9 protein-coding genes are annotated in these 14,332 nt (G+C 46.2%); 6 read left to right on the forward strand and 3 right to left on the reverse strand.

Features of this window, described 5'->3' with window-relative positions:
- Nucleotides 1–152 precede the first annotated feature (152 nt).
- The 3 genes from ABIO93_RS13535 (at nt 153) to ABIO93_RS13545 (ending at nt 3,220) form a co-directional block, all read left to right on the forward strand.
- The gene (locus tag ABIO93_RS13535) at nt 153–1,310 is read left to right on the forward strand and encodes an aminotransferase class I/II-fold pyridoxal phosphate-dependent enzyme (protein WP_348068455.1); all 1,158 of its coding nucleotides are present in this window, start codon (nt 153–155) and stop codon (nt 1,308–1,310) included.
- A 32-nt stretch (nt 1,311–1,342) separates the two neighbouring features.
- Nucleotides 1,343–2,200 (forward strand): prephenate dehydrogenase, encoded by an 858-nt coding sequence (locus ABIO93_RS13540; protein ID WP_348068457.1) that lies wholly within the window; start codon nt 1,343–1,345, stop codon nt 2,198–2,200.
- A 255-nt stretch (nt 2,201–2,455) separates the two neighbouring features.
- Nucleotides 2,456–3,220: a murein L,D-transpeptidase catalytic domain family protein gene (locus tag ABIO93_RS13545; RefSeq protein WP_348068459.1), complete on the forward strand. Its 765-nt coding sequence runs from the start codon at nt 2,456–2,458 to the stop codon at nt 3,218–3,220.
- On the opposite strand, the gene ABIO93_RS13550 is transcribed toward ABIO93_RS13545, so the two are convergent.
- Complete coding sequence (locus ABIO93_RS13550) at nt 3,193–4,389, reverse strand: L,D-transpeptidase family protein (RefSeq protein WP_348068460.1); 1,197 nt, start codon at nt 4,387–4,389, stop codon at nt 3,193–3,195. The two genes, ABIO93_RS13545 and ABIO93_RS13550, sit on opposite strands and share 28 nt — an antisense overlap.
- A gap of 192 nt (nt 4,390–4,581) precedes the next feature.
- Complete coding sequence (locus ABIO93_RS13555) at nt 4,582–7,272, reverse strand: permease prefix domain 2-containing transporter (protein ID WP_348068462.1); 2,691 nt, start codon at nt 7,270–7,272, stop codon at nt 4,582–4,584.
- Nucleotides 7,273–7,576: 304 nt separating this feature from the next.
- Between ABIO93_RS13555 and ABIO93_RS13560 the strand changes: the two genes are divergently transcribed.
- From ABIO93_RS13560 to ABIO93_RS13570, 3 genes are all read left to right on the forward strand, one after another.
- Nucleotides 7,577–8,170: a 2OG-Fe(II) oxygenase gene (locus tag ABIO93_RS13560; protein ID WP_348068464.1), complete on the forward strand. Its 594-nt coding sequence runs from the start codon at nt 7,577–7,579 to the stop codon at nt 8,168–8,170.
- A gap of 61 nt (nt 8,171–8,231) precedes the next feature.
- Complete coding sequence (locus ABIO93_RS13565) at nt 8,232–12,488, forward strand: T9SS type A sorting domain-containing protein (protein WP_348068466.1); 4,257 nt, start codon at nt 8,232–8,234, stop codon at nt 12,486–12,488.
- On the forward strand, nt 12,442–13,161 hold the full coding sequence (locus ABIO93_RS13570) for an START domain-containing protein (RefSeq protein WP_348068468.1): 720 nt from the start codon (nt 12,442–12,444) through the stop codon (nt 13,159–13,161). The genes ABIO93_RS13565 and ABIO93_RS13570 overlap by 47 nt, the downstream gene beginning before the upstream one ends.
- Before the next feature lie 518 nt (nt 13,162–13,679).
- On the opposite strand, the gene ABIO93_RS13575 is transcribed toward ABIO93_RS13570, so the two are convergent.
- A complete protein-coding gene (locus ABIO93_RS13575) occupies nt 13,680–14,207 on the reverse strand; it encodes a hypothetical protein (protein WP_348068470.1) in 528 nt (175 codons plus the stop codon).
- Nucleotides 14,208–14,332 lie beyond the last annotated feature (125 nt).

Below are 14,332 nucleotides of genomic sequence, written 5' to 3' on the forward strand. Positions count from 1 at the left end.
CAAAGGTGCACAACCGTCACTACAAACCGGTCCCAGCTGCACCTCCTGTTTCTAGGAATTTATCGTAAATTGCGCGCCGTTTCGGCCTGATGATCTGGCGGAAACATGCCAACCGCTCGTGGTAACAGCCAAAAGCGCAATTAAAAGTAATAATGATTATAGAAACTGCTCAGCGCACCAAGCAGACTTCGGAGTACTATTTCTCCGTCAAGCTGGCAGAAGTGCGCAAACTGATTGCCGAAGGCCATGATGTGATTAACCTGGGAATTGGAAATCCAGACATGATGCCTTCCGAAGAAACCCTGACGGCTTTATCGCAAGCTGCTCAGAAACCGCAGGCCCACGGCTATCAGCCTTATGTTGGAACGCCTGCTTTTCGCAATGCAATCTCAGATTTTTATTATCATACTTACGGAGTAAAACCTGATCCCGCTACCGAAATAATGCCTTTAATTGGTTCAAAAGAAGGTATTACCCATATTTCACTCACATTCCTGGATCCCGGTGACGAGGTACTCGTGCCTGAGCTGGGCTACCCGGCCTACCGCGCCGTAAGCCAGATGGTAGGGGCGGTAGTGAAAGAATATCCGCTTCGTGAGGAATACGGCTGGCAGCCCGACTGGAAAGCAATGGAGTCGCTGGTGAGCCCGCGTACGAAGATCATGTGGCTCAATTACCCTCACATGCCCACCGGTGCACCCGCGACCCGTGAATTGTTTGAAGAAGCCGTTGCATTTGCAACCAAACATAAGATACTGCTGTGCCACGATAATCCGTACAGTCTGATTTTGAATAAAAAGGCGCCTATCAGCCTGTTGTCGGTTGAAGGAGCCAAGGAAGTGGCGATTGAACTGAATTCGATGAGCAAGTCGCACAATATGGCGGGATGGAGGCTGGGCTGGCTCGTTGCTGCCAAGCCTTACATTAATGCGGTGCTCACGATCAAAAGCAATGTGGATTCAGGAATGTTCTGGGCGATGCAGGAAGCTGCTGTGGCTGCATTACATAATTCTGATACCTGGCACGCAGAAAGAAATGCGGTGTACCAGGGGCGTTTGGACGCATCGGAGGCGCTTTTGACTGCAATTGGCTGCACGTGGGATCCGAAACAGGAAGGAATGTTCTTATGGGGCAAATTACCCGACTCGGTTGAATCTGCTGAAACGCTGGTGAATAACCTGTTGGTTGAAAAACACGTTTTCATCGCACCCGGCTTTATTTTTGGTCCGAAAGGGCAGCGCTACATCCGGTTGTCGCTCTGTCTTCCCAAAGAGCGAATCTGGGAGGCGGTGGAACGCATTAAAGCATAAAGATCAATTTTGACATTTATTGACGATTTGAAATGGTAATCAGTATCATCGGTGTGGGCCTGCTGGGCGGGTCGTTTGCACTGGGAATTCGCGAGAAATATCCGAATGTGAAATTCGTGGGCGTTGACAACTCTCACGTGAACCAGAAAATAGCCCTGGCCAAAGGTATAGTGGACGAAATTATGTCGCTGGACGATGCATTGGCGGTTTCCGAACTCAATGTTATTGCGACGCCCGTCGATGCTATAAATACATTGCTGCCTTATATGCTCGATCGCCTGCCGGAAGGTAAAACGATCATGGACCTGGGCTCTACCAAGGAAATGATATGTGCGTTGGCCGACAAGCATTCCAAACGCAACCAGTTCGTGGCGGTACATCCGATGGCCGGTACCGAAAACTCTGGGCCCGGAGCTGCATTCAAAGAACTGCTGATCGATAAAAACGTCATCATTTGTGACAAAGAAAAAAGTGACCCCGAATCGCTGGGACTGGTGGAAACCTTCTTGCGTGATGTGGGCATGAAGATCCATTATATGAAACCCATTGAACACGACCTGCACCTGGCTTATGTTTCGCATTTGAGCCACATCAGTTCATTCGCGCTGGGTTTGACGGTTCTGGATAAAGAGCAGGACGAACGGGCTATTTTCGACATGGCGAGTACTGGTTTTTCTTCCACAGTAAGGCTTGCCAAGAGTTCCCCCCAAATGTGGGCGCCCATTTTTGATCAGAACAAAACCAATGTTTCCAAAGCTTTGGGTGACTATATTGAGCTTTTGAAAAAATTCAAAGATGCCATTGATAGCAAAGATCTCGACACGAGCCTGAGCTTTATGAGCCGTGCTAATGACATTGGCCGCATTCTGGCTGGTATTGAGAAGAAGTGAGATAGGGAGTTGATGAGTTATGAAGTTTATGAGTAATTTTATTTTGTTTTAACTTTCTTATAATCAACTAGTTGAATTGAGATAATTTTTGTTTCGGAACCATTGTTGCGGAGAGGGCTGTTAACTTGTCGACTCTTTGAAGCATTCACTTCATGTATCTGACATCCGGTTTTAATCGTTCATTTTTTAAAACCGGTCAATCAGACTCCTCCTTTTAAATAATCGAAATAGATTTTTTCAACAAAACGATTAAAAATGACAAAGGTTCAGGCGGTACTTGTAGCTGTAATGATCACGCTCAGCGTTTCTTTCAGCATCCACCAGATCAATCCATTCTCAGCTCTTTCTACTACTAAAAATATATCAGTTGTAAAGCCGGATTCTGCATTGGTAAAACCCCAATGGATATCTGTTTACGACTCTCTTGACCTTAAAAAGCAAGGTTTGTCGGAAAAAGCGTTTTACTACGCGTGGGTTGGTTTTCAAAAAATGAACCTGCATAATCCGATCATGGCGATTGCTGATTTCACACAATCGTCGCGTAACAAAAGGCTTTATGTAATCGATCTGATTAAGAGAAAGGTCTTGCTCAATACCTATGTAGCACACGGACGGAATTCGGGTCAGGAGTTCGCAGAGCATTTTTCCAATGATAATTCCTCATTCCAATCGAGCCTGGGTTTTTACAAGACATTAGGAACCTATCAGGGTAAGCACGGTCTGTCGTTAAGGCTTGAAGGAGTGGAGAAAGGTATCAACGACCGCGCATTGGAACGCGCGATCGTCATGCACGGAGCAGATTATGTGAGTGAGTCTTTTATCAAAAGTACCGGCAGGCTCGGTCGCAGCCAGGGATGTCCGGCTGTATCAATCGCTGATTCTAAAACGCTGATCAATCTCATGTATAATGGGGCGGGACTGTTCATTTACTCCGCTGACCAGAAGTACGTTAAAGCTTCATCGCTGCTGTCCGGCCTAATGCCGGACCATGGTCAGGCTTTGGGTGCGCCTCTTTTGTAGACGTCAGGAAAGTACATTACATCTCCTTTTTCATTGCAATCTGCGCCTAGATAGAGCAGAAATACCGGAATCCTCGCTTTCAGCTTATGCCATTTAGGCGGTGTGGACACGGTATCAGGCTCAGTCATGAAGTCATTATCAAGCAATTTCATACCAGCCATATAGTTGGCAAGATCAGTAGGTTTCTGCACGCGCACACAGCCATGGCTTCTCCATCGCTGATTGCTGTTAAACAAGTACCTGGCGTTGGTATCGTGCAAATAAATCGCCAATGGGTTCTTGATTTCCACTTTCAGCAAGCCCAGCGAATTATCCTCACCCGTTTCCTGGCGAAAGCGATAAGGAAACTTTTCAGCAGTTAATTCCTCCCAGTCAATATCTTCCGGGTCAACGGCCTCTCCTTTGTTATCAATAATTTCAATGCGGTTTCTCGACAGGTACTCAGGATCTTTCATCGCTTTTGGGAAAATCTCCTTGATTGCAATGCTTTTGGGGACATTCCAGTACGGATGCGTCACAATGCTCGTAGCGTAGGTGTCGATAGTCGGTGTAGGTGTATCATTCTTGCCTACAACGGTACGCATGCTCAGCGCATTTTTACCCGACGAATCCATCGCAGTAAGATATGCGCCACGGATATTGACCATCACAAACCGGGGAGAACCCTGGATCTGGCGGTGAATCCAGCGGTAGGCATTCAAAGCCTCGGCAACATAGGCAGCACTGTCGGTCTTTTTTGCCTCTATGAGCCTCGCATAATGTATTTTGAGGTTATGGTAAACCGGGAAAACGGGTTCCAGCTTCTCCATTACTTTTTCGACAGACTGGCCTTTAACCAGCTCCTCTGCCGCAACGCGGATCAGGGCCGTGTCAGAAGCAATTTTTTTCTCTGTATATCGGATCGCGGGCTTGTGGCCGAAACTGATTTCTTCCAGCAATGCAAAAACGGGTGCATTGTCTTTTCCGGGTTGAAATTTGCTAACATTTACTCCCGCTTTCTGCGAAAATTCCAGCAGCTTACTATAATGTTTTTCCTTACTCAGTTCATCTGCGAGCTCTGCCTTAGTCATTTCCTTGGGATCCTTGCGGCAGGACTGAAGAACAGCGAGGGTAAACAGAATGATGAGGGGGATGTATTTGGATCGGCCCAGGCCTGATAGCATTTGCATTGTATCTCTTTTTGAGTTTTTAAAGATACATACAATTGTCATGCTAAGCAGCTAGGTCGCTCACATGCTCATCCACGCAACTCTTTCAGAAGCTTTTAACCAAACCAGAAATTTGACTCATCTCTTAGTCACTTAAAATATGGGGAATTTGCTGGTCATTTCCATGTGGTATAATTGACCTTGCACATTACCTTACTCACTACGCAGACTTTTCACAGGATCAACCAATGCAGCTCTGACGGCCTGAAAACTAACCGTCAGTACCGTAATCGTGAGCACGACTGATCCGGTGGCGGCATACATCCACCAGCTGATATCGGTTCGGTAGGGATAATTTTGCAGCCATTTGTCGAGACCAAACCAGGCGAGGGGTGAAGCGATCACGATGGCAATGACAACAAGCCGGACAAAGTCGCAGGAAAGCATGGTAACAATCCCCATTATCGATGCGCCCAGCACTTTACGAATGCCCACTTCCTTGGTACGCTGCTCAGCCGCCTGCACCACCAGCCCGAAAATACCCAGTACCGAAAGAAACATCGTCAATCCGCTGAAAAACATAAATAACTGATGGAGCCTTGTCTCGGATTCATACTGCTTGGCCAGCATGTCGTCTATTTGATTCACTTCCAATAGTTTGGCCGGGTAAAACTGTTGCCAGAGCCTCCCAATGGCAGCCTCCACACGCCGCTCGGTACCATGCTGTACCCGCACGAGCATACCCGCATATTGCGGTGAGCGCTGCGCAAGGATAACCGTCGGCTTGATCGGCTCGTAAAGCGACTCATTATTAAAATTTTCAATGATGCCTACCGGGACGCTATTGGCGTTTTTGATGCGCTCATCCAGCTTTTGGACGCCTAATGCTTTTGCTGCGGAGGCAGTAATCAGGGAACTTTGTAACATGGCTGCCTGCTCAAATTTTTCAAAACTCTCCTCCTGCAACGAATCAGCATTGAGGGCGTCACTCGAAAACTGATGGCTGAACATGCGCCCTTTGATGAGTTTTAGCCCCATTGTCGCGGGCAGATCCACGTCGCCCGCAATGTACCAGACTTTTATCCGATGTTCTGGTCTTGTTGGGTCTTCTACTTCCCGCGTCATATAGCCACCTCCCTGCGTAGGTAGCCACAGCGTTGCGCTGGCACGGACCACCCCCGGAATTTGTAATAATTCACCTTTGAATGCATCGCCTTTGCCATCCCAGGATACATTATCGATCGCGAGGAGGTTATTTGTATTGTATCCCAAATCCTTGTTTTCCATCAGGTTAAGCTGCTGCCATACCACGATCGTGGCGAGTAAAACCACAATGGAAATAGAAAACTGGACAACTACCAGGCCTTTTCGCAGCCAATTTTGCCGGTAGGATGCAGAAGAAGTAAAAACACCTCTCAATGTATTGGAAGGCTTAAAGCCGGAGATCAGCCAGGCAGGATAAAGCCCTGTCAGCAATGCTGTAAGAAATACAATTACCAGCGCATCCACGGCCATGGGTACATTAGAAGTGAATGTTTCAATAAGCCTGTGGCCCAGGAACTGTTCTACGTATTCGAGGGAGAAAAAGTAAAGAAATGTAGCGACCAAGATAGCTGTACCAAACAATAGCAATGTTTCGGTGAGTAGCTGTATGATCAGCTGGTAGCGCGACCCACTCAGTATCCGCCGGACACCGGCTTCCTTCAATCTTGCAAATGCTTTGGCAGTACTTAGATTTACAAAATTAACGCAAGCAATGAACAATAGCAGCAGCGCAATGCCCGAAAATATGTAAATAGTCCTGGCGTCACCCCGGATATTTTGACCTTCTGCAAAGTCGGAATGCAGGTAAATGTCGGGTAGTGCCTGGAATTCGAATGCGTGCTCGTTATCTCTTTTGCTAAACTCCTGATGCCATTTATTGACTTTCGCAGTAAATTCCTGCATATCCGTGCCAGGCTTCATGCGAATGTAATTTTGCGAAAACGTAACAAATCCGCCGGCTTCGTAAGGCTCGGGCTTGTTGATATGCAGTTGAACTACATCGGCGCGCAAGTGACTGTTATACGGCAGGTCGTCGATGAGACCGGTGATCTGGTAATCATTGGCTTTGGTACCGTACTTGGGAATATCCTGAATGATCTTGCCAACAGGGTCCTTGCCCGGGAAAAAACGGTTTGCAAAACTTCTGGAAATGAGCAGGTTATTAGTTCCGGGCGTAAATTTCCTCGGATTTCCTGCCAGTACTTTCAAATCAATCATTCCCCAGACAGACGTATCCGCCCGCAAGACTTCGGTAGTCACGCCATTGAAATCATCGTTCTTAAATTTAAAATGGCGCGTCGCGATAGAAAACTCGGTCGAAGCGACCGCCTCCGGGTAGCTGTTAACCAGTTCAGGTGCGAGCAACATGGGTGATGACGAAATGCGTTCCTGTAACCCCGCCCCTGCCTTGTTCACTGAAATAATCCTGTAAATATCATTTGCGTGACTCCATTGCCTGTCATAAGAGAGGCTGTCGATCACGACCGTTGCTACCATCATACAAGCCCATAATCCAATGGACAGTCCGGTGAGGTGAATGAAAGAGTAGCCTTTGTTTTTATAAAGGACCCGGGAACCGATCTTGAAGTAGTTTCTGATCATGTAATAACTGAATAACGGAATGTAGGAGTACTCGGAAGACTTTCTTTTGATGACAGATGGACGTAACAATGCTGCTACCTCCCTCAGATAAAATAATTTCGCTTTTACTGGACCAAATTTTCGATTCCGCAATGCATACCGTTCATGCAGATCGCCGATCAACTCCTCGCGTAAATGTGGCGCGCAGATTTTTAACGCCAGCTTGTCGAGCCAACGCGGCGGAAGAGGATCAAATGCACCCGGATCGCTGTGTTTCATAGGTTTTCAAGATAGCTTAATAATCCACCATTCTATTTCATCTATTTCTGTATATCAAATACTTTGCCAGTCAATGATATGCCCATTCTGGGTTAATAGGGCGTGTTTTGTTAATTTATAAACCAAAAGGCCTGTTCAAAAGCGGACACCGGATGTTCGCAGTTGTACAGGGGTTTCTGGGTGTAGCAGCTGAACTTTGCTGGTCAGGAAATTTACTTTTTACCAAAGAACTTTTGCGTCGGGTTGTCTTTTTGAGCTACCTTCACTATGCCCGCAACATTGCCCGCCCATTTTCCTTTCTCCTTTGCAAAAGATCTTTGATGAGCTGATCGACAGTTATATTGATAATAAAATCGGCATCGCCAAGTCGTTTCTGTCCGAGGAGCTGGCTGGACGTTTGAAAGATAGCCTGCTCGCATTATATGCAGCAAACCGCCTGCTACCGGCTGGAATAGGCAATAACAAAGATCTGGTCCATGACAAATCCGTGAGAGGTGACCGCATTTACTGGCTCGACCGCAAACATAATGATCCTCACGAGAATGAATTCTTCGATCAGATGGATCTTTTTGTGAGCCATCTGAACAATACCTGCTATACCGGCATCACCGGATATGAATTCCATTACACAATGTATGAAGCCGGCAGTTTTTACAAAAAACACCTGGATCAGTTTCGCAATGATGGCAGCCGCCAGTATTCTATGATTATTTACCTCAATGATGGCTGGCAGGAAGGTGACGGGGGCGAGCTCTGCATTCACCAGGACAGTGCTTTACAAAATATCAGTCCAACTAACGGCAAAAGTGTGCTATTCAAAAGCAGCGAACTTGTGCATGAAGTACTGGTGACCAATAAGCGAAGAATGAGCATAACCGGGTGGCTGAAGATTGGGTGAGTGTATGATTATGTCACCGGATTAAATTAATTTTAGAGGCGAATTTACTTACCTCTCCTCTATGCAGAAAATTTACCTGTCAGCGCTTTTGCTGATCATTACCCTTGGTACGCTCCGTGCCCAAACTCCCAGTATATCGATCTATAATATTGAAAATGCTTGCCTCGGCAGGATTCAGAGGACGCATGTTTCTCTGACTGGTGTTTTCAAGGACGATAACAAGTTTACCGTCCAGGTCAGAAGGAATAATGATGCCTCGCCGATAGTGGCAGAATTACCGGCTGTACTGCGCGATGGAATGATCGAAGTCGTGCATCGCGATTCAAGTTTATCCTTGCTCCAAAATGTCCATATGCGGGTCGTGTCCTCCTCACCCAAAGTGGAAAGCGCGTGGGCCTCACTCAGGATTTACAGCAAAGGTTTCACACAGCTATCTTTGGCCGCAGCGGATACGATCAATGCGGGTGAGGACTTGCTGATTAAATTTACAACTTTCAGTTCGAGCGGCGCACAGATCACATTGAATGATAGTACGAGGATCAGCGTTTCGTATTATGGCGAAGGTACATTTGAAAGCTATCACCCGCTCGGGACCGATGATACTGAACCATTTTACATTGCGCATGCGGAAAATGCATGCGGCGCTATGCAGGTGAGCGGGCAGGTGAAGGCCGTGATCAATCCTACGTCTCTGCGGACTGTCGGTGTGTCGCCTGTATCTGCCTGCGAGGAAAGCGAAGTGAAGATCAGCTTCTCAACAATGGGCCCCGCGCTGACTGCCCAGGCCAAATTTCGTATCAAATTCAGGGAGCTTATTCATTCAAGTGACCAGACCCCCAGAATAGCAGAAGTAACAGCTGAACTGAGGGATAATGTACTGGTGGCAAGAATTCCGAAAACGCTCAAAATAACAACCAGAACGCAATTCTGGGTACAGATCATTACGGAAAACCCTAGCATAATGGGTGCTAACGCGGAGATCCTGCTGGCCGTTTATCCAAAAGCGTCGGTTGAGTTTTATACGCCCAGTGTGACGGTTACAACAGGGGATAATGTGCAGATCGGGCTGAATTTCACGGGTTTGCCGCCATTTTCGGCAACATTGACTGATGGCTCTATCCTGTCTGCGAGTTACAATGGTCAGTCTTACATTAATGTAAAGCCGGAAAAGACTACACTTTACACCGTCGAATCTTTGAAATCAGGTTGCGGGACTACTTCCGTTTCCGGTTCGCAGACCATGGTCGTGTCTGTCAAAGAAGGCGTGTATCTTGAATCTGACGGAAATTATGAGATCATCTGCGCAGGTGGAAATGGTAAAATGAAGGTTATTTCTAACTTCGTCAACAGTGCCGCTACCACTTTTACTGTTCATGGCTTGCTGGCAAACCAGCAGGTTTATTCATTTCCTGCCAAAAAAGTGGGCGACTACCTCGAATTTAACATTCCGTTGCTTCCCGACGGGACCAGTCGCGTGCTGAGTTACGACAATATAAGGACCTTTTACGTGACAACTCAGAATCCCGCTTCCCGTTCCAACTTCTCTTATAAATATGTGATTCAGAGCAAGCCGGATATGGTTGTTACTGAAAATAGCATCCTGAATTACGAGGTGCCGAAGAGAATCCAGTTTGGCTATTATTTGTACGGAAGAGGCCCATACACGATCACGGAGACTTCCGGTAAGACCAATCGCGTAGATTATGACGCCTGGTACCCCGATTATTTTTTGAGTAAAACGACTGATTTTCAAATTCAGTCGATCAGTAATTCCTGTTTCAAAAAAGAAGGCATTGGTACGGTGCGACTGACGCTCGACGGGAGTAGTGAAACGACGCCGGGCGTGTACCTCGATCCGATCAAGACGCCTATTTGCGCTCAGGACAGCATTGAAATCGTTTTTACAAAATCCGGAAAATTCAATGCGGGCAATGTATTCAACATTCAGGGCTACACTGATTGCTGTAATTTTCAGACGCTGGCGATGGTTTCGGATGGCGGGAAGTATAAGGTTAAAATTCCGGTAAGCCAGAATTACAATTACTCCCAATTCAGGGTGGCGTCCACGAATCCTGTACTGTTCAGCGAGCAGTTTCAGGTGGAAATGCAGCGCCCGCCGAGCAATTTTTCAATCAGCCCGCTAGGAACCGCCGAAAATCCGGTTCAAATGCTGAAAGAGGAAAATGTCGTTCTTTCGCTTTCCCATCAGGGTGGGGCACTGTCTTCATTTGTATACTCAGATGGGATTTCGGATAAGACTGCAAAATTTGAGAACTATAATTATGGCGAGAAAATAACACCGCCGGTAGGTGTAACAACGGCCTATACCATCAAATCTGCGACCAATCAATGCGGTACGGTACCCGTAAACCTCACCACTTACATTAAAATACTTCCTTACCGGATTCTCTTTGCGGATGCCGATTATTACATTTTCGGATTTTGCGTAAACAGCCCGATGAGCATACCATTCGGGGTAGCGCAAGGTGATCCCGGCAATGCTACCTTCTCACTTCAAATTGCCAAAGACGGTAATTACGATTTTACGACGCTTGTGCAGGGCATATCCTCGCGGCAGTTTGATACCAAGGTGCCGGGAGACCTGTCTCCGGGAATCTACCAGTTAAGAATAATATCGTCGGACGGGGGGACTTCTGATATTCTAAGAGTGAGAGTGGGTGCGCTTCCAACTGTGAACATGTTTTCGGACAAAGGTGAATCGCCACTGGTGAATGCGGGAGACTATGTATCGTTCAAATTAGATTTCACAGGTTCAGCTCCGTGGACGGCTATTTTTGAAGATAATACAAAGCTTTATTCTACCAATAACCCTGATTACAGGAATATTTATGTGCTGAAAGGCGGGGAGTATGCCGTAAAATCGGTTTACAATACCTGCGGCTATGGTACTGCTACCGGTAAGATCGCTGTGAAAGTCAAGGCTCAGCTCAATTCCAATTCCGACAGCTATTCGGTTTGTGAAGGGGGAAGCCTTACGGTCAGGTACAATCTGGTCGGTGAGGTAGATCTTTCCAAAGACTATATCCGCTTCGAGCTGTTGGATTTGAGTAGCCTGAATGTAACGGTCCTTGATTCTGTGAAGACGCTTTCAGGTGTGAGGGTTTTGAAAATTCCCTCATCGCTTTCCGGAAGCTCTTACCAGATCCGAAGTACGGTAAGAAGCTTAAATCTTACATCTGTTCTTGGCGTAGGTGTAACTACGAAAGCCGATGTTACATTGACAGGTAATACATTGATTAACAGTGGAGAAAGTACTAATTTGATTATTAGCAGTAATAAAAATTACGGCGAAACGATCGGCTACACGCTGTCGGACGGAACAACGGGTTCGTTCTATGGAGGGCAGGGGCAGCAGGGGACATTCATTAAGGTTAAGCCCGATAAAACTACGACTTACACATTAACTTCTGTGACCAACTCCTGTGGTGAGGGCAAAGTTTCGGGAAGTGCGCTGGTGGAGGTGAATGCACCGAGCGACAGAGCTATTACGGTAACCAATGTTAATTCAAGTAATTATAGCCTGTGCATTGGGGATACCGCACTCATTACTTTTACTTCAAAGGGCAGTTTTTCGACAGGTAATGTCCTTACCGTTCAAATTTCTGATACGACAGGAAAGAATTTTCGCTCGATTCCGACCGTCGGCAAAACTTCACCGCTCAAAGCAGCATTGCCTGCCGATATGTTTTCTATGAAAGTTTACCGGGTGAGGGTGGTAGCTTCGGATGCCAATACAGCCAGCGGCGCTTACCAGAATCCATTGTATGTCAGCCAGAAAGCGAAAGCGAAATTTACGTCGGAATCGGTGATTTACGACGGCATTACCAATCCTAAAATTGTGGTGTTGCTCGAAGGGGGCGGGCCTTGGCAGTACCAATACGGCACCGATCTTTCGATCCAATACAGGTATAGCACACTATCCGCCGATACGATAACACTTTTGCAGGCATCGCCGAATCAATATTATAAACTTTTCAGTGTGTCTAACAGTTGTGGAGTTGGTACCATTGAAAGTCCGGGTACCGTTCGGGTAGAGGTGATCACTGCCAATGAACCTGCATTTACGCGGAGCATTGTCATTGGGCCGAATCCGACGCAGGATTTTTTACAGGTCAAATTCGAAACAGGTTCCAGCCGGAATATCGTGCTATATAATTTATCCGGGACAAGCCTTCATCAGCAAGTGAGCAGAGGTACGGTTGAAAGTATAGATTTGAGGCACTTATCATCCGGAATTTATATTCTCCAAATTGAAAGCAAAGGGCAGAGGGCGTCTTACAAAATTATCAAGCAATAAGTGCTTAGCAGAACTTGTATGGGTTGGAAAATGGAGGGCAACGATCATTGGGTTAATCTTTTGCCTGCTGTTTTCCAATGGACATGCTCAGACAGGTTGGAAGCTAATCACAGAAAAGGAACAGATCAGGATATTTTCCCAATCTGTTCCTGATTCAAAAATAAAAGCCATTAAAGTCAATTGCACTGTGGATGCTTCGGTGACGCAGCTGGTCGGATTGTTGATGGATGTGGAAGGCGGCGTGAATTGGGTTTATAAAACCAAATCCTGCGTTTTGCTACGAAAAGTTTCTCCTACGGAACTATACTACTACTCAGAAATAAGCCTCCCCTGGCCGCTGGATAACCGGGATTTTGTCGCACACCTGCGTCTCACACAGGACCGGCTTACAAAGGTTGTGACCATCGACGGCCCAGTCGTCGCCGGAATGGTCAGTATCAAAAAAAACATTGTGCGGGTCGATCACTCAAAGGGTCGTTGGGTACTCACGCCCGCAGGCCGCGACCGGACAAAAATTGAATACACCTTACATACCGATCCGGGAGGCAATGTGCCAGCCTGGGCCGTAAATGCCTTCGCCGCCGAAGGGCCTATGGAAACATTTAAGAGCATGAAGGAGCAGTTGAAATTGGCAAAGTATCGGAATGTGGTGTTGGGGTATTTGGTGGACTGATGGGTTTTGGGGAAAATAAAAGTCAGGTAAGATGCATGGCGTTGTGACCGCAACGGAATCGAACTGTCTTTTGTGTGAATTGTTGCCGAGTAAGTAATTTTAACACGTATACATTGCAATAATCAATAAATATATAAAGGAGATAGGACAGAAGGAAGGACGAGGGCCTTGGCTGATATGCAGCAAAAGAGCCGGATAGATTAATCTATTCGGCTCTTTTGGCTCTACCGGTGACAAACATTGTTGAGTTTCAAACTGCGTCTCTTAATCGCAAACTCTTGTCGTTTCTTTCATCGGTGACGTTAACGATAATTGTAAAAACTTATATCCTACTACTTGATTGCGATCTGAACCGCTTTCTCCGCCAAGATATTCTAATCTGGATTTGTTGCTTAGCTAAAAACACGATTGGAAATGCGGGGGTAGGGTTCTACATTATCGACTTAATTAACTTCCTACTGGCATGTTGAACATAGTTATGTTGGTTATATCAAAGTTACGAATTTATTAAATACAAGCTACTTCTCAACTGTTTTCTTAATGGAAAACATGTATCCCTGACCCGGTACCAAGAACGGAATGGCGCTATAAGTTATTTCATTGTTAAATCGTGATTGCTTCGGTTTTATGCTATGCTGGAAAGTTGGATGGATATTTATAGTGAACGCGCCTTTGTACTTAAATTCAACGGATACGTTCATCGTGTGTTGATTTACATAGTAAATGTCGTTCAATACGCCATTAAAATTTTCATACCGGGCTATGAACCTTTGCTTAACAATAAGCTCTTGATCTCTTCGCAAAACAATAGGCTTTTTCAATTCATATAGGTCCTGCTCTTTTCGTTGGTCTACTGTCTTCTGGACATTGAAGTCAGCTTCCGTTACGATAGTTTCCGGATCGTCTTTAAAGTTAAATGAGGCGTTCTCGAAATCATATGTAATTTCTGAGGTGTCAGTAAGCGAGAACGGCATTTTATAATCCAGAGTTGGTGAGCTTCCCGCCGTGTAGACCATTGTAAAGGTAAGGTCATTTATAACAAGCAAGGTGCTGCCCAAAAGCCTGGCTCAGTGACCGCGACGAGAATCGAGTCGAACGCGACCCCGGCCATATCTAGAGTTTAGTTAGAGTCGCAATCGACAAATTCCTATCGCGCGGCGACCGTTCTATC

The organism is Dyadobacter sp. (assembly GCF_039919315.1).
GTDB lineage: Bacteria > Bacteroidota > Bacteroidia > Cytophagales > Spirosomataceae > Dyadobacter.

What these genes read in the sequence shown, in the direction of transcription:
- ABIO93_RS13540 (WP_348068457.1), top strand. Translation starts at nt 1,343, where the DNA reads ATGGTAATCAGTATCATCGGTGTGGGCCTGCTGGGCGGGTCGTTTGCA.
- ABIO93_RS13555 (WP_348068462.1), bottom strand. Translation starts at nt 7,272, where the DNA reads ATGAAACACAGCGATCCGGGTGCATTTGATCCTCTTCCGCCGCGTTGG.
- ABIO93_RS13535 (WP_348068455.1), top strand. Translation starts at nt 153, where the DNA reads ATGATTATAGAAACTGCTCAGCGCACCAAGCAGACTTCGGAGTACTAT.
- ABIO93_RS13565 (WP_348068466.1), top strand. Translation starts at nt 8,232, where the DNA reads ATGCAGAAAATTTACCTGTCAGCGCTTTTGCTGATCATTACCCTTGGT.
- ABIO93_RS13550 (WP_348068460.1), bottom strand. Translation starts at nt 4,389, where the DNA reads ATGCAAATGCTATCAGGCCTGGGCCGATCCAAATACATCCCCCTCATC.
- ABIO93_RS13545 (WP_348068459.1), top strand. Translation starts at nt 2,456, where the DNA reads ATGACAAAGGTTCAGGCGGTACTTGTAGCTGTAATGATCACGCTCAGC.